Origin of the sequence: Microvirga subterranea (assembly GCF_003350535.1) — a bacterium.
Taxonomy (GTDB): domain Bacteria; phylum Pseudomonadota; class Alphaproteobacteria; order Rhizobiales; family Beijerinckiaceae; genus Microvirga; species Microvirga subterranea.
The window spans coordinates 183,508-199,458 of sequence record NZ_QQBB01000007.1; the positions used below are offsets into that span (position 1 = coordinate 183,508).

The following is a 15,951-nucleotide window of genomic DNA, read 5'->3' on the forward strand; positions in this document are numbered from 1 at the left end:
TCGTCCGTCTCGCCTTAGACCCTGAAGCCGAAGGGAAGGGCAGGGGCAGGCATGAGGGTTCTTTTCGTCCATCAGAATTTCCCGGGGCAGTTCGGGCGCCTCGCCATGGCGCTCGCCCGCGAGGGGCACGAGGTCGCCGCTCTCGGGATGGTCAAGAGCTGCTCGCTCCCGGGTGTGGCCTACCACCCCTACGCCGCCGTCGCAGGCCCCGAGGATGCCCCCTACAAGAACCGCTATTCGCCCGTCATTCCCCGCCTGCGCCGGGCCTACGGGGTCGCCCACAAGGCCATGCACCTCGCCGAGAAGGGCTTCAGGCCCGACGTGGTGGTGGTCAATACGGGCTGGGGCGAGAACCTCTTCCTGAAGGACATCTGGCCCGAGGCCCGGCACGTGGCCTATTTCGAGTACTACTACGCCGCCAAGGGCCAGGACCTGGACTTCGATCCCGAGTTCTCGACCCATGATCCGGAGACGATCTGGAAGCTCAGGATCAAGAACGCGATGCAGCTCGGGGCGCTCGACGCGGCCGATCTCGCCGTGGCGCCGACCCGATACCAGAGGGACACCTTCCCGGAGTACCTGCGCGACCGGGTGGCGGTGATCCATGACGGCATCGACGCCCAGCGGCTGAAGCCCAATCCGGAGATGACGATCCATCTCGGCGACAAGGGCCTCACCCTCGACCGGACCCTTCCCGTGGTGACCTATGTCACCCGCAACATCGAACCCATGCGCGGCGCGCATGTGGTCCTGCGCAGCCTGCCGGACCTCCTCGACATCGACCCGCGCCTCCAGATGGTGATCATCGGCGGCACCGGCACCAGCTATTCCGGCCAAGCGCCGGGCGGGAAGGGCTGGCTCGACGTGTTCCGGTCCTCCATCGAGCGGCCCGTGGACTGGTCCCGGGTCCATTTCGTCGGGAACCTCCCCTACGACCAGTTCGTGAAGGTCCTCCAGGTCTCCTCCGCCCACCTCTACCTGACCTATCCATTCGTCCTCTCGTGGTCCCTGATCGAATCCATGGCGCTCGGTTGCCGCATCGTGGCCTCCGCGACGCCGCCGGTGGAGGAGGTCATCCGGGACGGGGTCACGGGCCGCCTCTTCCCGTTCTTCGACCGGCAGGCCCTGGTGGGGCGGGTCCGCGACGCGCTGGTCGAGAAGGATCGATCGGCCGCCATGGCCGAGGAGGCCCGGCGATTCGCTCTGGCGCACTACGATTTCGAGACGGTCTGCCTTCCGCAATGGCGGGAGTTTCTTGGAATAAAGTAACCTTGGCGGTTCGCTCATAAAGTTCTCGCCAAGTCCATCCGAAAGATTGCGGCTGCTCACCGCATGGGTTAAACGCAGCGTTCAAGAACTGATGCTGAACGGGGCATTGATCATGGCCAATACAAAACACGCGCCGCATGGGGGCTATAGTCCGGACATGGACGCGCCCGCTCATGAGGCGACCTACAGCGGATTCGTCCGGTTCGCCGAAATCGGAACCGCCGTCATCATCTGCCACGTGCTCGCGCTGGCGGTCGGGGGCATCAAGCATGCGTGGCTCACGGCGATCTTCGGCGTGATTCTCTCGCTCGCGGCCGGCGCCGTCGGGGCGTTTTCCCCATCGATCGGCGTGCGCGCGCCCGTCGGCGTCGCAATCCTGCTTCTGTTGGCCCTCATCCTCTATTGATAAGCTTCCCGGCCCGTCTAAGAATGGTGCAACCTAAAGGCTAAGCTATCGACGTGGGGTAATTCATGCGGATCGCCGTTCTCTCCGAAACCGACAGAGCGGAGACACGCGTCGCCGCCACCCCCGAGACGGTCAAGAAGTACAAGGGCCTCGGCGCCGACGTCGTGGTCCAGGCGGGAGCCGGCCTCAGGGCCGGTTTTTCCGATTCCGAGTTTGAGGTGGCAGGGGCCGCCATCGCGGCTTCAGCCGAGGAGGCCGTGAGGGATGCCGACATCATCCTGAAGGTTCGCCGTCCCTCGAACGGCGAGCTCACCGGCGTGAAGTCCGGCGCCCTCCTGATCGGGATCATGGATCCCTACGGCCAGGATGCGGCTCTTAAAAGCCTGGCCGACGCCCATGTCGCCGCCTTCTCCATGGAGCTGATGCCGCGCATCACCCGGGCGCAGGTCATGGACGTGCTGTCCTCCCAGGCCAATCTCGCGGGCTACCGCGCCGTCATCGACGCGACGGCCGAGTACGGCCGCGCCATGCCCATGATGATGACCGCCGCCGGCACCGTTCCGGCCGCCCGCGTCTTCGTGATGGGCGCCGGCGTCGCGGGCCTCCAGGCCGTCGCCACGGCCCGCCGCCTCGGCGCGGTGGTGACCGCCACCGACGTGCGTCCCGCCGCCAAGGAGCAGGTGGAGAGCCTCGGGGCCAAGTTCATCGCCGTCGAGGACGAGGAGTTCAAGCAGGCCGAGACGGCCGGCGGCTACGCCAAGGAGATGTCGGCCGAATACCGGGCGAAGCAGGCGGCGCTGGTCGCCTCCCACATCGCCAAGCAGGACATCGTCATCACCACCGCCCTGATCCCGGGCCGTCCCGCGCCGAAGCTGGTGACGCGGGAGATGGTCGAGTCGATGAAACCGGGCTCGGTCGTCGTGGACTTGGCCGTGGAGCGCGGCGGAAACTGCGAGCTCGCCAAGCCCGGCGAGGTGGTGGAGCACAACGGCGTCAAGATCGTCGGCCACCTCAACATGCCGGGCCGCCTCGCGGCCTCGGCCTCCAGCCTCTATGCGAAGAATCTCTATGCTTTCGTCGAGACCTTGATCGACAAGGACAGCAAGACCGTCGCCGTGAAATGGGACGACGAGCTGGTGAAGGCGACCTGCCTCACCCGTGACGGCGCCATCGTCCACACGGCCTTCCAGCCGACGGCTTGAACAGGGGGGACATCATGGCACTCACGCCCGAACAGGCTGTCGAACAATCACGGGCCGCGGCGGCGGCCGCCCAGCGCGCCGCCGACATGGCCCAGGCCATCGCCGACCAGGTGGCGGTGGGCGTCACCACGGTTACCCACGGGGCCGTCGACCCCACGGTGTTCCGCCTCGCCATCTTCGTGCTGGCGATCTTCGTCGGCTACTACGTGGTCTGGCAGGTGACCCCGGCCCTTCACACGCCGCTCATGTCGGTCACCAACGCGATCTCGTCCGTCATCGTGGTGGGCGCGCTCCTGGCGGTGGGCGTCAACGTGGCCCCGGCCCTGGGCGACGGGCCGATCTGGGCCCGGGTTCTCGGCTTTATCGGCGTGATCCTCGCGTCGATCAACATCTTCGGCGGCTTCCTGGTGACCCAGCGCATGCTCGCCATGTACCGCAAGAAGGGTTGAGGCCATGTCGGCGAATCTTGCCTCGATCCTCTATCTCGTCTCCGGCGTCCTGTTCATCCTGGCCCTGCGCGGCCTCTCGCACCCCACCACCTCGCGGCAGGGCAACCTGTTCGGCATGGTCGGCATGGGGATCGCGATCCTCACCACCCTGATGGTATCCCCGCCGAGCGGCTTCGGCGGCTGGCTCCTGGTGATCCTCGGGCTCGCCATCGGCGGCGGCATCGGCGCCGTAGTGGCCAAGCGCGTGCCGATGACCGCCATGCCTCAGCTCGTGGCGGCGTTCCACTCGCTCGTCGGCCTCGCGGCGGTGCTGGTGGCGGCGGGTGCGCTCTACGCCCCGCAGGCCTTCGGCATCGGCACCGTAGGCACCATCCATGGCGGCTCGCTGTTCGAGATGTCGCTCGGCGCCGCCATCGGGGCCATCACCTTCACGGGCTCGGTGATCGCGTTCCTGAAGCTCGACGGCCGCATGTCCGGCAAGCCGATCCTGCTGCCCCAGCGCCATCTCATCAACATCGGCCTCGGCCTGCTCCTCCTGGTGCTGGTCATCGCGTTCATCCGCACCGAGAGCCACGCCGTGTTCTGGCTCATCGTGCTGACCTCCTTCGTGCTCGGCGTGACGCTCATCATCCCGATCGGCGGCGCCGACATGCCGGTGGTGGTGTCGATGCTCAACTCCTATTCGGGCTGGGCGGCGGCCGGCATCGGCTTCACCCTCGGCAACCTGGCGCTGATCATCACCGGCGCCCTGGTCGGCTCCTCGGGCGCGATCCTGTCCTACATCATGTGCAAGGGCATGAACCGCTCCTTCATTTCGGTGATCCTCGGCGGCTTCGGCGGCGAGACGGCGGCCGCGGCGGCCGGCGCGGTCGAGACCCGGCCCGTGAAGCAGGGCTCGGCGGACGATGCGGCCTTCATCATGAAGAACGCCGCCAAGGTCATCATCGTGCCGGGCTACGGCATGGCGGTGGCCCAGGCGCAGCATGCGCTGCGCGAGATGGCCGACGAGCTCAAGGCCGAGGGCGTCGAGGTGAAGTACGCCATCCACCCTGTGGCGGGCCGCATGCCCGGCCACATGAACGTGCTGCTGGCCGAGGCCAACGTGCCCTACGACGAGGTGTTCGAGCTCGAGGACATCAACGGCGAGTTCGCCCAGGCCGACGTGGCCTTCGTGATCGGCGCCAACGACGTCACGAACCCGGCGGCCAAGACCGACCCCAGCTCACCGATCTTCGGCATGCCGATCCTGGACGTGGAGCGGGCCAAGACCGTGCTGTTCATCAAGCGCGGCATGGGCTCCGGCTATGCGGGCGTGGAGAACGAGCTGTTCTTCCGCGACAACACCATGATGCTCTTCGGCGACGCCAAGAAGGTGGTGGACGAGATCCTGAAGAGCCTCTAGGCGTCTCGACCATCGGTATCTGCGAGAGAGGCCGGTTCCGCACCGGCCTTTTTGCATGGAGTTCCCCATGGGCGTCACATTGCGGACCGCACGTCCCTCCGACCGGGACGCGGTCGTCGAGCTGATCCACCGGCTCAACCTGTTCGAGGCGGACCTCGTCGGGGACCGGCGGCGCGACTACGCCGCCGCCAAGACCTATTACGACGAGCTCCAGCAGCGGCTCTCCCGACGACAGGGACGCATCGTCCTGGCGGAGGAGGGCGGCGTCGTGGTGGCAGCCATGGGCTTCTCCATCGACGAGGACGCGGCCTACGTCACGGACGACGTGCGCCGGCACGGCACGGTGACCGACCTGATCGTGCACGAGGACTGGCGCGGCCGGGGGGTAGGCCGCCTGCTGCTCCAGGAGGCCGAGCGCCTGACCCGCGAAGCCGGCATGGCGCGCCTCTTCATCGGCGCCCTCGTGGCCAACGAGCCCGCCTGCCGCATCTACGAGACCTTCGGCTTCCAGCCCTACGTGTCGCTGCTGGTCAAGGACCTTTGAGGGGCGCGGGGGAGGGCGGCATAACCGCAACCCTCCCCGGGACCCTCAGGAGCGCAGGAACGCCAGCAGATCCTCGTTCAGCCGGTCCTGATGCGTGGTGGCGAGGCCGTGCGGCGCGCCGGGATAGACCTTCAGGGTCGCGTTCTTCACGATCTTCGACGACAGATGCGCCGCGGCGCCGATCGGGACGATCTGGTCGTCGTCGCCGTGGATGATGAGGGTCGGCACATCGAAGCGCTTCAGGTCCTCGGTGTAGTCCACCTCCGAGAACTCCCGGATGCAGTCGTACTGGCCCTTGAGGCCGCCCATCATGCCCTGCAGCCAGAAGGAGTCGCGCACGCCCTCCGAGAGCTTCGCGCCGTCGCGGTTATAGCCGTAGAAGGGGATCGCGAGATCCTTGTAGTACTGGGCGCGGTTGCCGAAGGTGTTCCGGCGGATGTCGTCGAAGACCTCGATCGGCAAGCCGCCCGGATTGGCGCCCGTCTTCAGCATCAGCGGCGGCACCGCGCTGATCAGCACGGCCCTGGCGACCCGCCGGGTGCCGTGGCGGCCGATGTAGTGAGCGACCTCGCCGCCGCCGGTGGAGTGGCCGACCAGGGTGATGTCGCGCAGGTCGAGGGCCTCGATGAGGGCCGCGAGATCGTCCGCATAGGTATCCATGTCGTTGCCGTCCCAGGGCTGGCCCGATCGGCCGTGGCCCCGCCGGTCGTGCGCGATCACCCGGTATCCGCGCTCGCCGAGGAACAGCATCTGGCCGTCCCAGGCATCCGCGCTCAACGGCCAGCCGTGCGAGAACACCACCGGGGAGCCTGATCCCCAATCCTTGTAGAAGATCTGGGTGCCGTCTTTCGTCGTGATGAAGCCCATTGTCTTGCTCCGTTGTCATGAACGGGAGGCCACGCGCAGAGTCCGCGCTCAGGAGGCCGACGGGGCCTACCAGGTGGATGCAGGAACGGGATACGGGAACTGGAGCGGGGACGCAGGGACCGGTCAGATCCGACAGAACGCGGACAGTGACGTTTCTCCCGCGCAGACGATACCCCTTCGACGACGGGCGCGGAAGGTCATTCTTTAGGCAGCGAGTCCTCACGGAGGATCGTCACCCCGGGCCAGCGGCGTGGCCAGTCCTTAGCGGCGAGCCGCTCCCGGTAGACGGCCGCCTTGGTCCGGAACGCCGGGGTGGGCCTGACGATGCAGGCGAGCAGGTCATCGACCCCACAGGGAGCGATGATCTCGACCCGCCCCTGCACAAGACGTGCCGCAACGGCAGTCGCCGTCTCCGGCCAATGGGCGATGGCGTCCGTGGTGTCGCGATAGGGCCGGTCGCCGTTGCGCCGATGCATGCGGGCTTGGTTCTTCACCGACCAAGGGACCTGCGGATCGAGGTTGCGCAGGCGGCTCTCCAGCTCCCTGTCCCGATCCGCACGGACGTCCGTGAGGTCGAAGTAGACCACGTCGATATCGTCGAGGCGGTAGGGATCGGGTGTCCGCCCGTGAAGCACGTCCCAGACCGCATTGCGGACGAACCCGGCGCCGATCCAGCCGTCCGGGAGGGCAAGGCTCCCGACATGGCCGAGAAGGCGGCGCAGGTCGCCGTGGGCCTCGAGAAGGTTCGCGATGTCCGCGAGCCCTCTCATCGTGTCAGGCCGTCAGGGGCTTGCGATCAGCGGAAGAGGCCCGCGACGCCGCCGCCCTGGAGGCGCGACTGGCCCTGGCGGGCCGTGGCGTTGTTGTTGTCGATGCCGAGCGCGCGCTGGTAGCTCTCGATGGCCTGCTGGCGGTCGCCCTTGCGCTCGTAGGCCACGCCGCGCCAGGCCCAGGAATCGGCGTCCTGCGCATTGACGTTGAGGGCCGCGTTGAAGTCCTCGATCGCCTTGTCGAACTGGCCGGTCGCCACGAGGCTCTGGCCGCGCGCGGCATAGGGCGCCGCCACGAAGGGGTTGCGGTCGATGGTGGCGTCGAAGTCGAGGATCGCCTGCGGGTGCTGGCCCTGGCGCTGGTAGAGCAGGCCGCGGGCATGGAGCGCCTCGGCCGATTCGGGCAGGAGGCGGATGGCGACCGACAGGTCGTTCAGGGCTTCCTGGAACTGGTTCTGGGCGCGCAGCAGGTTGCCGCGGCCGATATAGGCCGGGCCGTAGTTGGGGTCCGCCTGGATGGCGCGGCTGAAATCCGCGTAGGCCTGGTCGTTGCGGTTGGTCTGGCGGAGAGCCAGTGCCCGGTTGGTGTAGGCCGGGGCGTAGTTCGCATCGATCTGGATCGCCTTGGTGAAGTCGGCCATGGCGTCGCTGTAACGGCCGACGCGGGCATAGGCCGCGCCGCGGGTGTTGTAGGCGCTCGGGTCGTTCGGATTGCGCTGGATGACGTCCGACAGGGAGGCGATGTTCACTTTGCTCGTGCCCTGCGTGTCCTCCTCCACCACCGCGATGCGCTGGAAGGAGCCGCCGCTCGTCGTCTCGCAGCCGGCGAGACCAAGGGCGACAAGGGTAAGGCTCAAGGGAGCAAAGCGGCGAATCGATGGGGCGAACACCTTCGTCTCCAGTTCTTTCGGGGAAAGGTCACTCTGCCGAGCAAACCTTAAGCAGCCATGAACCGGGCTGCCGGGAGGGAGGTCACAAACGCAATCAGCGCCCCGCTTGCGCAGACGGGCGCTGATTTACAACCGATAGGCCAAAGGTTTTTAAGCTCGGGGCTTAGCGGGTAGGGCGGGGCTTCGAAGGCAGGAGGCCTTCGCGCTGCATCCGCTTGCGGATCAGCTTGCGGGCGCGACGAACGGCTTCGGCCTTCTCGCGGGCCTTCTTCTCAGACGGCTTCTCGTAGTGGCCGCGGAGCTTCATCTCGCGGAAGATACCCTCGCGCTGCATCTTCTTCTTGAGAGCGCGGAGCGCCTGATCGACATTGTTATCCCGGACAAGAACCTGCACGCCAATTCCTCGTGTTTTAGCCGTTTCGATTGTTGCAAAAGGAAAGGAGGCGCGTCTGGCGCACCTCTATCTGGCCGGCGGGATTATCAGAAGAAGCCTTGCCTGTCCAGGGTTCTTCCAAACAAAAGCACCGGTCGGTTAAGTCAACGGCAGAGATCTGGAAAGGTTTCAGGCCGATTCCGGGAAAACCCGGGTGACGTGGCCCATCTTGCGCCCGGGCCGGGCCTCGGCCTTCCCGTAGAGGTGCAGATGCGCCCCGGGCTCCGCCAGGACCTGCCGCCAGGCATCGGCCTCGGGGCCGATGAGGTTCTTCATCTCGACCCGGCCGAGCCGCGCCGTGTCTCCGAGGGGCCAGCCGCAGACCGCCCGCACATGCTGCTCGAACTGCGACGTCACGGCACCGCCCAGGGTCCAATGGCCCGAGTTGTGCACCCGCGGGGCGATCTCGTTGACCACCAGCCGCTCGGTGCCGTCCGCAGTTACCAGGAACATCTCGACCGCCAGGACGCCGACATAATCCAGGGCTTCGGCGATCCGGCGGGCGACCTCGACCGCCTGGCGCTCCGTCTCGGCCGAGACGCCTGCCGGCACCCGGGTGGTGTCGAGGATGTGGTTGCGGTGCTCGTTGGCGCAGAGATCGAAAGCCGCGAACTCGCCCGAGGCGGTTCGGGCCGCCACCACCGAGACCTCGCGCTCGAAGAGCACGAAACCTTCGAGGATGGAAGGCGCCTGGCCAACCGCCGCCCAGGCGGCGGCCGGGTCCGTGTCCGGGCGGATCATGGCCTGGCCCTTGCCGTCGTAGCCGAAGCGGCGGGTCTTGAGCACGCTCGGCCGGCCGATCCGCTCGAGGGCGGCTGCGAGGTCCGCCTCGTCCGCCACGTCCGCGAAGGGCGCGACCGGAATGCCGAGATCCGCGATGAAGCTCTTCTCCAGGAGCCGGTCCTGGGAAACCGCGAGGGATTTGGCGTTGGGCGCGAGCGGCGCATGGGCGCTCAGGATGTCGGCCGTCGCCCCGGGGACGTTCTCGAACTCGTAGGTGATCACGTCGACCGACTTGGCGAAGCGGATCAGGGCGGATTCGTCGTCGTACGGAGCGACCGTGTGTTCCGCGCAGACGTCGAAGGCCGGACTGTTCTCGTCGGGGCAGTAGACATGGGCGCGCAGGCCCAGCTCGGCGGCCGCCATGGCGATCATCCGGCCGAGCTGGCCGCCACCGAGGATTCCGAGGGTGCTGCCGGGGCGGATGTCCATGGTCACGCCTCGCCGACCGGGCGCTCGGCCACGCTCTCGCTCTGGCGTCGGCGCCACGCGTCGAGGCGCTCGGCCAGGCCCTTGTCGTGCAGGGCGAGGACGGCAGCGGCGAGGAGCGCGGCGTTCACGGCGCCCGCCCGGCCGATGGCGAGCGTCCCGACCGGGATGCCGGCCGGCATCTGCACGATCGACAGGAGGCTGTCCTGGCCCGAAAGGGATTTCGACTCGACCGGCACGCCGAAGACCGGCAGGGGGGTCATCGCGGCCGTCATGCCCGGCAGGTGGGCGGCGCCGCCGGCGCCCGCGATGACGACCTGGAAGCCTTCCGCCTTCGCGCCCTTGGCGAAGGCGACCAGCCGGTCCGGCGTGCGATGGGCGGAGACGATGCGAGCGTCATGGGGAATGCCGAGCGCGTCCAGCGTCTCGGCGGCATGCCTCATGGTGGCCCAGTCGGACTGGCTGCCCATGATGATGGCAACGGGAACTCCCGCCATGATGTGGCTCCGGCTCGAAAGATGCGGTCCTTCGCGGCATACCGAAGGCCGCAGGGCCAAGCAAGGCTGTTGCCGGCCCGGACAGGAACTTTCTCAGGCGATGATGTCGGGCGTCAGCTGGTCCTCGAGCCGGCTGATCTGGTCCTTCAGGACGAGCTTGCGCTTCTTCAGACGCTGAACCTGGAGCTGATCCCCTGCGATGATTCCCTCAAGGGCGTCGATGGCCGTGTCCAGGTCGCGATGTTCCTGCTTGAGCCGCGCCAGTTCCGCTTCCAGTTCGCGCTTTTCGGTCATGGGAAATCCAGATTGCCTGCCTGCCTCCCGGCGGTCCGGCGAGAGGCGAAATTATGCTCTTCCGACGGGCGGAGAGCAAGGTCCAACCCTGGCCTTTCGATACCGCGTTGCAGCATCGAAAGTCGTACACGTGCCTTCGACTCGCCACACTCTCTGTGTCACACTGTCGCCTGTCGGAAGATCGAATAGGAGGGACCGACATGGCATTGCAGAACCACCTGGCGGAGCTCGAGCGCAAGCATCGGGCCCTTGAGCGTGAAATCCAGGACGCCCTGAATCATCCGTCCATGGACGACACGAGACTGGTGGAACTCAAACGCAGGAAGCTCCAACTCAAGGACGAGATCACCAGGCTCAGAGACACCCGCACGATGGTGCATTAGCCCAGGAAACCTTCGCAAAATCCCCACGGAAAGCCGTCGACTTCCCTGAAGCGGCGGCTTTTTCATGGGCCGGAGCAGCGTGCGGAGCCGGAGGTCCGCGGAAACGATGCTCTCCTCTAATGAAAAAGCAGCGGCACCAAGCCGTCATAGATCAGCTTGGCCCCGACCAGGACCAGCAGCAGGTAGACCAGTGTGTAGAAGCGCTCGCCGGACACGTAACGCACGAGGCGCACGCCCGCCCATGTCGACAGGATCGCGAGCGGAAACAGAGCGGCGGCCGTCGCCAGATTGGCGGCCGTGAGCTGGCCGAGCGCGAAGTAGGGCGGCACCTTCATCCAGTTGTTGACCGCGAAGAAGATCGCGCCCGTTCCGACGAACACGTCGCGCGGCAGCCGCTGCGGCATTACGTAGATCTGGAACGGCGGCCCACCCGCATGGGCGATCATGCTCGTGAAGCCGGTCACCCAGCCCCAGAACACGCCGCGCGGCACGTCGGCCCTGATGGGCGTCGGCGGGGCCTTCCTCCATTCCAGGACGATCCGCCGCAGGGCGAAGCCCATGGCGATGAGGCCGACCGCGAGCCGCACCGCCGCGTCCGACACCTGGGCGGCCATGAGGTAGCCGGTGCCCGTGCCGATCATGGCGCTCGGCAGCAGGATCATCACGTTGCGCTTGTCCCAGCTGCGCCGGTAGGCCCAGACCGAAACCACGTCCTGCACCAGGAGGATCGGCAGGATGATGGCGGCCGCCTGCACGGGCGGGAGCACGAGCGACATGAGCGGCAGCGACAGCAGGCCGAGGCCCGAGAAGCCGCCCTTGGCGAGTCCCAGAAGCGTGACCGCCGGCACCGCGACGGCGTAGAAAAGTGGGTCGGTGACCATGGATACTCGCCGAAAGTCGCCGCTGACCGCGGCGCGCCCGCCTGCTACCACGACAAAGCCTGCAAGTCTCATGCGGTGACGACAACGGGGTTACGCCATGACATCAGCCCACAGCCGCTATCATGACGTCTATGCGCGCTGGAAGACCAATCCGGTCGGCTTCTGGGAGGAGGCCGCGCGCGAGATCGACTGGATCAGGCCGGCCGACAAGATCTTCGACCCGGACGCCGGCACCTACGGGCGCTGGTTCGTCGGCGCCCAGTGCAACACCTGCTACAACGCCGTCGACCGGCACGTGGCGACGCGGGGCGACCAGGCGGCGATCATCTACGACAGCCCGATCACCGGCACGAAGCAGACGCTCACCTATGCCGAATTGCAGGACGAGGTCGCGACGCTCGCGGCCGTGCTGCAGGACATGGGCGTCAGGAAGGGCGACCGAGTCGTCCTCTACATGCCGATGATCCCGCAGGCGTCCATCGGCATGCTGGCCTGCGCGCGCATCGGCGCGATCCATTCGGTGGTCTTCGGTGGCTTCGCCCCCAAGGAGCTCGCCACCCGGATCGACGACGCCAAGCCGAAGGTCATTCTCTCGGCCTCCTGCGGCATCGAGGGCAGCCGCGTCATCCCGTACAAGCCGCTGCTCGACGAGGCGATCACCCTGTCGTCCTCGAAGCCCGATTCCTGCCTCGTCTTCCAGCGGCCCCAGCTCGACTGCTCCCTGGTCGACGGGCGCGACCGTGACTGGAAGGCGGAGGTGTCGCGGGCGCGGGCCGAGGGCCGCAAGGCCGAATGCGTGGCGGTCGCCGCCACCGACCCGCTCTACGTGCTCTACACCTCCGGCACGACCGGCAAGCCCAAGGGGGTAGTGCGCGACAACGGCGGCCACATGGTCGCGCTCAAGTGGACCATGAAAAACTTCTTCGGAGTCGATCCGGGCGAGGTGTTCTGGGCCGCCTCCGACGTCGGCTGGGTGGTGGGCCACTCGTACATCGTCTACGGGCCGCTCCTCCACGGGGCGACGGCGATCCTCTACGAGGGCAAGCCGGTCGGTACGCCGGACGCAGGCGCCTATTGGCGGGTCATCGCCGAGCACGGCGTCGTCACGCTCTTCACCGCGCCCACCGCGTTCCGGGCGATCAAGAAGGAGGATCCGGACGCCAAGCTCCTCGAGGGCCACGACCTTTCGCATTTCCGGGCCCTGTTCCTGGCCGGCGAGCGGGCCGATCCGGACACGATCCGCTGGGCCGAGACCATTCTCAAGGTTCCGGTGATCGACCATTGGTGGCAGACCGAGACGGGCTGGCCCGTCGCTGGAAACCCCCTCGGGCTCGGCGCCCTGCCGGTCAAGCACGGCTCCCCGACCGTGCCGATGCCAGGGTATATCCTGGAGGTCCTGGACGAGGGCGGAAAGCCGGTGCCGCCCAACACCATGGGCGCGATCGTGATCAAGCTGCCGCTGCCGCCCGGCTGCCTGCCGACCCTGTGGCATGCGGACGAGCGGTTCAGGGAATCCTACCTCTCGGTCTATCCGGGCTACTACAACACCTCGGACGCCGGCTATCTGGACGAGGACGGCTATGTCTGGGTGATGGGCCGCACGGACGACATCATCAACGTGGCGGGCCATCGCCTCTCGACCGGCGGCATGGAAGAGGTCCTGGCTTCCCATCCGGCCGTGGCGGAATGCGCCGTGATCGGCATCAAGGACGCCCTCAAGGGCGAGGTGCCCTGCGGCTTCGTGGTGCTGAAGTCCGGCGTCCAGACGGCTCCCGAGAGGGTCGAGACGGAGCTCGTCTCCCTGGTCCGCGAGAAGATCGGACCGGTGGCGGCCTTCAAGCTCGCCATCACGGTCGGCCGTCTGCCGAAGACCCGCTCGGGCAAGATCCTGCGCGGCACAATGAAGAAGATCGCGGACGGGGATTCCTGGTCGATGCCCGCTACTATCGACGACCCGATCATCCTGTCCGAGATCGGCGACGTGCTGAAACAGCGGGGACTGCCCGGATGACGCAGGCGCCCGACGTACCCGATGATCGCGAGGCCCGGTTCGAGGCCATGCTGCGCGAGGTCCTCACCACGGAGGAGGAGGCGCTCCAGCGCCGATCCGCCAAGGACCTCAGGACGGTGGCCCGGTATCGTGCCGTCGGCGCGAAGGAACGTTTCGAACGCAGCCGGGCCAAGGGGTCGAAATCCCGCCGGCCTGGGCCCGAGGCAGGGCGCTGAAACCAAGAAAAAGGCCCGGATCGCTCCGGGCCTTTTCGTTGAGCCTTACTCGTCGTCCTCGTCCTCGGGGCGCCTGAGCTGCTTGAGCTTGGCGAAGACGGAGTTGACGTCGATTTCCTCCTCGCGGGCCGGCTTCGGGCGGCTCATGTCCGCGAAGGGCTCGTCGTGGCGCTCGGGAGCGGTCGACACCTCGGCCGGCATGAGGGTGCCGCCGGCGTCGTGAACCTCCACGTGCGGACGGTCCTTCGCGGCGCGCTGCACCTCGAAGTCCAGGTCGATCTGCGAGCATAGGCCCAGCGTCACCGGATCCATCGGGGAGAGGCTGGCCGAGTTCCAGTGGGTGCGGTCGCGGACCTGCTGGATCGTGGTCTTGGTCGTGCCCACGAGGCGCATGATCTGCGCATCCTTGAGCTCGGGATGGTTGCGCACGAGCCAGAGGATCGCGTTCGGGCGGTCGTGCCGGCGGGACACGGGGGTGTAGCGCGGGCCCTTCTTGATGCGCTTCTGCTCGGGCAGCTTCACGCGGGTCTCGGCCATCTTGAGGCGGCGGTCGGGATCTCCTTGCGCCTTCTCGATCTCCTCGCGGGTGAGCTGGCCCGTGGTGATCGGGTCGAGGCCTTTGATGCCGGCGGCGACCTCGCCGTCGGCGATGCCCTTCACCTCGAGGGGGTGGAGCTTGCAGAAATCGGCGATCTGCTCGAACGACAGCGACGTGTTCTCGACGAGCCAAACGGCCGTCGCCTTCGGCATCAGCGGTCCCTGGGACATGGGGCGAACCTCCTTCAAGCCGGGCGCCAGTCGTCAGGCGCCGCACGGCAAAACTCTCTCGCGCTCCGACCCGGTCGGACCGGAGCATCTCGTCTCACATTGTGAGGGAAACGGGATAATTATAGTGATCGTGCCCCGATGTTGCAAATTTTAAAGGGGCTTGGCACCACCGCATCGAACGGAAATCTAGACAGGGCCGCTCGGGCTGCTTCTAGGCTCTCATCCGCAGGAGCCGCGCTCCCGCGTCAGGAATTCGCCGCATATCTTTCGTCCTTTGAACAAGCTGCGAGGCTAAAGGCCGGCGTTGGCAAGGGTGGTATCCCGCACTAACCTCAGGAAGATCGTTCAGAAGGAGAACGCCATGGCTTTCGATCCTTTCGCCGAGGAACCGGTTGCGAGCGTATCCGAGCACCAGCTGGGACAGGATCTGTCGACGCTGTCCATCGACGAGATCGACGAGCGGATCGCGCTCCTCGAACGCGAGATCTCCCGCCTCAAGGACGTGAAGGCCGGCAAGGAAAGCTCCAGGGCGGCGGCGAGCGCGTTCTTCAAGCTGGGCCAAGCCTGAGTTCCCCGTTCTGTGACTCAGTTACGGTCTTTAACCGGACCTTAAGGTTTCCAGGGCATAAACGGTGCATCCAGTTTCCTCTGGATGCCGAGTGGCTCCTGTCCACTCTGTTTGACGCCTCCCTGTTATGACCTCGAGCCGCCCTTGGGCGGCTCATTTTTCACAGGACCTTTGCCGTTTAACCTTAACCAAGGGTTAGCAGGGCAAACGCCGTCAACGCGCCCTATACTGCACCTCAAGTAGCGTTGATCCCCCGCCGAGCCGGTCGGCAGGGGGCAGGACCCATTCGGAGGCGCGGGTGAGCGAACCTGATGTGATCAAACTGGGAGCAGGCCCCATCCGCTTCGGCCAGAACTTCGTGAATTCCGAGGCGTTCAAGACGCTGTTCCAGGAAGGCATGGAGCTGATCGAGGAGGCGGCCGCCTACCTGGACGGCCCGGGGCGCGAGGATTCCCGCAGGATGGCCCGGGAGATCAGCCTCGTTTACGCCAGCGAGAGCATGCGGCTGACCACCCGGCTGATGCAGGTGGCCTCCTGGCTCCTCCTCCAGCGGGCAGTCGCCGAGGGCGAGCTCACCGCCGACCAAGCCAATCTGGAGAAGAACCGGGTCCGGCTGACCATGCCGGAGACTCCCACCACCATCTCCGACTTCGAGGCCCTGCCGGAGCGCCTCAAGGACCTGATCGGTCTCGCGGCCCGGCTTCACGCCCGGATCATGCACCTCGAGAAGCTGATGTCCGAGCCGCCCGCCGTCCCGCCGGCGCCCGCCCCCAACCCGGTCACGGCCCAGCTCGGGCTCCTGGAGAAGGCCTTCTCCCGGGAATGACGCAAAGAAAAAGCCCCGCCGAAGCGGGGCTTTTTCTGTTTCGGTTCCGGCAAAAGGCGCCGGGAAC

At 66.8% G+C, this 15,951-nt stretch carries 20 protein-coding genes; 11 read left to right on the forward strand and 9 right to left on the reverse strand.

What is annotated here, in order from left to right:
* Positions 1-51 precede the first annotated feature (51 nt).
* The 6 genes from DES45_RS18320 to DES45_RS18345 all read left to right on the forward strand — a co-directional run bounded on the left by DES45_RS18320 (position 52) and on the right by DES45_RS18345 (position 5,272).
* Entirely contained in the window at positions 52-1,269 is a 1,218-nt protein-coding gene (locus tag DES45_RS18320) for a glycosyltransferase (protein ID WP_114771479.1), read from the forward strand.
* Positions 1,270-1,381: 112 nt separating this feature from the next.
* Positions 1,382-1,675, forward strand: a complete 294-nt coding sequence (locus DES45_RS18325; RefSeq protein ID WP_114771607.1) for an aa3-type cytochrome c oxidase subunit IV — start codon at positions 1,382-1,384, stop codon at positions 1,673-1,675.
* A 65-nt stretch (positions 1,676-1,740) separates the two neighbouring features.
* Complete coding sequence (locus DES45_RS18330) at positions 1,741-2,877, forward strand: Re/Si-specific NAD(P)(+) transhydrogenase subunit alpha (protein ID WP_114771480.1); 1,137 nt, start codon at positions 1,741-1,743, stop codon at positions 2,875-2,877.
* A 14-nt stretch (positions 2,878-2,891) separates the two neighbouring features.
* Positions 2,892-3,326, forward strand: a complete 435-nt coding sequence (locus tag DES45_RS18335) for a proton-translocating transhydrogenase family protein (protein ID WP_173949864.1) — start codon at positions 2,892-2,894, stop codon at positions 3,324-3,326.
* Positions 3,327-3,330: 4 nt separating this feature from the next.
* Positions 3,331-4,728, forward strand: a complete 1,398-nt coding sequence (locus tag DES45_RS18340) for an NAD(P)(+) transhydrogenase (Re/Si-specific) subunit beta (RefSeq protein ID WP_114771481.1) — start codon at positions 3,331-3,333, stop codon at positions 4,726-4,728.
* A 67-nt stretch (positions 4,729-4,795) separates the two neighbouring features.
* Positions 4,796-5,272 carry a GNAT family N-acetyltransferase gene (locus tag DES45_RS18345; RefSeq protein ID WP_170151557.1) on the forward strand — a complete coding sequence of 159 codons (477 nt, stop codon included), beginning with the start codon at positions 4,796-4,798 and terminating at the stop codon, positions 5,270-5,272.
* Positions 5,273-5,317: 45 nt separating this feature from the next.
* On the opposite strand, the gene DES45_RS18350 is transcribed toward DES45_RS18345, so the two are convergent.
* From DES45_RS18350 to DES45_RS18380, 7 genes are all read right to left on the reverse strand, one after another.
* Entirely contained in the window at positions 5,318-6,139 is an 822-nt protein-coding gene (locus tag DES45_RS18350; RefSeq protein WP_114771483.1) for an alpha/beta fold hydrolase, read from the reverse strand.
* A 197-nt stretch (positions 6,140-6,336) separates the two neighbouring features.
* Positions 6,337-6,909, reverse strand: a complete 573-nt coding sequence (locus DES45_RS18355) for a nucleotidyltransferase family protein (RefSeq protein ID WP_114771484.1) — start codon at positions 6,907-6,909, stop codon at positions 6,337-6,339.
* A gap of 26 nt (positions 6,910-6,935) precedes the next feature.
* The gene (locus DES45_RS18360) at positions 6,936-7,799 is read right to left on the reverse strand and encodes a tetratricopeptide repeat protein (RefSeq protein WP_114771485.1); all 864 of its coding nucleotides are present in this window, start codon (positions 7,797-7,799) and stop codon (positions 6,936-6,938) included.
* A 163-nt stretch (positions 7,800-7,962) separates the two neighbouring features.
* On the reverse strand, positions 7,963-8,193 hold the full coding sequence (gene rpsU, locus DES45_RS18365) for a 30S ribosomal protein S21 (RefSeq protein ID WP_009763401.1): 231 nt from the start codon (positions 8,191-8,193) through the stop codon (positions 7,963-7,965).
* A gap of 168 nt (positions 8,194-8,361) precedes the next feature.
* On the reverse strand, positions 8,362-9,444 hold the full coding sequence (locus DES45_RS18370; protein WP_114771486.1) for a 5-(carboxyamino)imidazole ribonucleotide synthase: 1,083 nt from the start codon (positions 9,442-9,444) through the stop codon (positions 8,362-8,364).
* Between the two features lie 2 nt (positions 9,445-9,446).
* The gene (purE, locus tag DES45_RS18375) at positions 9,447-9,938 is read right to left on the reverse strand and encodes a 5-(carboxyamino)imidazole ribonucleotide mutase (RefSeq protein WP_114771487.1); all 492 of its coding nucleotides are present in this window, start codon (positions 9,936-9,938) and stop codon (positions 9,447-9,449) included.
* A 93-nt stretch (positions 9,939-10,031) separates the two neighbouring features.
* Positions 10,032-10,232, reverse strand: a complete 201-nt coding sequence (locus DES45_RS18380) for a YdcH family protein (RefSeq protein ID WP_114771488.1) — start codon at positions 10,230-10,232, stop codon at positions 10,032-10,034.
* A 200-nt stretch (positions 10,233-10,432) separates the two neighbouring features.
* Between DES45_RS18380 and DES45_RS18385 the strand changes: the two genes are divergently transcribed.
* On the forward strand, positions 10,433-10,615 hold the full coding sequence (locus DES45_RS18385; RefSeq protein WP_114771489.1) for a YdcH family protein: 183 nt from the start codon (positions 10,433-10,435) through the stop codon (positions 10,613-10,615).
* Positions 10,616-10,731: 116 nt separating this feature from the next.
* Here the strand turns inward: DES45_RS18385 and DES45_RS18390 are convergent, their stop codons facing one another.
* Positions 10,732-11,496, reverse strand: a complete 765-nt coding sequence (locus tag DES45_RS18390; RefSeq protein WP_114771490.1) for a sulfite exporter TauE/SafE family protein — start codon at positions 11,494-11,496, stop codon at positions 10,732-10,734.
* Between the two features lie 97 nt (positions 11,497-11,593).
* Between DES45_RS18390 and DES45_RS18395 the strand changes: the two genes are divergently transcribed.
* Positions 11,594-13,507, forward strand: a complete 1,914-nt coding sequence (locus DES45_RS18395) for a propionyl-CoA synthetase (RefSeq protein ID WP_114771491.1) — start codon at positions 11,594-11,596, stop codon at positions 13,505-13,507.
* Positions 13,504-13,722 carry a hypothetical protein gene (locus DES45_RS18400; protein WP_114771492.1) on the forward strand — a complete coding sequence of 73 codons (219 nt, stop codon included), beginning with the start codon at positions 13,504-13,506 and terminating at the stop codon, positions 13,720-13,722. Before DES45_RS18395 ends, DES45_RS18400 begins: the two co-directional genes overlap by 4 nt.
* Before the next feature lie 45 nt (positions 13,723-13,767).
* Here DES45_RS18400 and DES45_RS18405 read toward each other — a convergent pair whose 3' ends face one another.
* Entirely contained in the window at positions 13,768-14,490 is a 723-nt protein-coding gene (locus DES45_RS18405) for a DUF1013 domain-containing protein (RefSeq protein WP_114771493.1), read from the reverse strand.
* Between the two features lie 361 nt (positions 14,491-14,851).
* Between DES45_RS18405 and DES45_RS18410 the strand changes: the two genes are divergently transcribed.
* Both DES45_RS18410 and rcdA read left to right on the forward strand, forming a co-directional pair.
* Positions 14,852-15,058 carry a DUF1192 domain-containing protein gene (locus tag DES45_RS18410; RefSeq protein WP_114771494.1) on the forward strand — a complete coding sequence of 69 codons (207 nt, stop codon included), beginning with the start codon at positions 14,852-14,854 and terminating at the stop codon, positions 15,056-15,058.
* Positions 15,059-15,356: 298 nt separating this feature from the next.
* Positions 15,357-15,884 carry a protease adaptor protein RcdA gene (gene rcdA / locus DES45_RS18415; protein ID WP_114771495.1) on the forward strand — a complete coding sequence of 176 codons (528 nt, stop codon included), beginning with the start codon at positions 15,357-15,359 and terminating at the stop codon, positions 15,882-15,884.
* Positions 15,885-15,951 lie beyond the last annotated feature (67 nt).

What these genes read in the sequence shown, in the direction of transcription:
- DES45_RS18355 (WP_114771484.1), bottom strand. Translation starts at nt 6,909, where the DNA reads ATGAGAGGGCTCGCGGACATCGCGAACCTTCTCGAGGCCCACGGCGAC.
- DES45_RS18325 (WP_114771607.1), top strand. Translation starts at nt 1,382, where the DNA reads ATGGCCAATACAAAACACGCGCCGCATGGGGGCTATAGTCCGGACATG.
- purE (WP_114771487.1), bottom strand. Translation starts at nt 9,938, where the DNA reads ATGGCGGGAGTTCCCGTTGCCATCATCATGGGCAGCCAGTCCGACTGG.
- DES45_RS18395 (WP_114771491.1), top strand. Translation starts at nt 11,594, where the DNA reads ATGACATCAGCCCACAGCCGCTATCATGACGTCTATGCGCGCTGGAAG.
- DES45_RS18335 (WP_173949864.1), top strand. Translation starts at nt 2,892, where the DNA reads ATGGCACTCACGCCCGAACAGGCTGTCGAACAATCACGGGCCGCGGCG.
- DES45_RS18410 (WP_114771494.1), top strand. Translation starts at nt 14,852, where the DNA reads ATGGCTTTCGATCCTTTCGCCGAGGAACCGGTTGCGAGCGTATCCGAG.
- DES45_RS18390 (WP_114771490.1), bottom strand. Translation starts at nt 11,496, where the DNA reads ATGGTCACCGACCCACTTTTCTACGCCGTCGCGGTGCCGGCGGTCACG.
- DES45_RS18400 (WP_114771492.1), top strand. Translation starts at nt 13,504, where the DNA reads ATGACGCAGGCGCCCGACGTACCCGATGATCGCGAGGCCCGGTTCGAG.
- DES45_RS18350 (WP_114771483.1), bottom strand. Translation starts at nt 6,139, where the DNA reads ATGGGCTTCATCACGACGAAAGACGGCACCCAGATCTTCTACAAGGAT.
- DES45_RS18330 (WP_114771480.1), top strand. Translation starts at nt 1,741, where the DNA reads ATGCGGATCGCCGTTCTCTCCGAAACCGACAGAGCGGAGACACGCGTC.
- DES45_RS18345 (WP_170151557.1), top strand. Translation starts at nt 4,796, where the DNA reads ATGGGCGTCACATTGCGGACCGCACGTCCCTCCGACCGGGACGCGGTC.
- DES45_RS18370 (WP_114771486.1), bottom strand. Translation starts at nt 9,444, where the DNA reads ATGGACATCCGCCCCGGCAGCACCCTCGGAATCCTCGGTGGCGGCCAG.
- DES45_RS18340 (WP_114771481.1), top strand. Translation starts at nt 3,331, where the DNA reads ATGTCGGCGAATCTTGCCTCGATCCTCTATCTCGTCTCCGGCGTCCTG.
- DES45_RS18385 (WP_114771489.1), top strand. Translation starts at nt 10,433, where the DNA reads ATGGCATTGCAGAACCACCTGGCGGAGCTCGAGCGCAAGCATCGGGCC.
- DES45_RS18320 (WP_114771479.1), top strand. Translation starts at nt 52, where the DNA reads ATGAGGGTTCTTTTCGTCCATCAGAATTTCCCGGGGCAGTTCGGGCGC.
- DES45_RS18405 (WP_114771493.1), bottom strand. Translation starts at nt 14,490, where the DNA reads ATGTCCCAGGGACCGCTGATGCCGAAGGCGACGGCCGTTTGGCTCGTC.
- DES45_RS18380 (WP_114771488.1), bottom strand. Translation starts at nt 10,232, where the DNA reads ATGACCGAAAAGCGCGAACTGGAAGCGGAACTGGCGCGGCTCAAGCAG.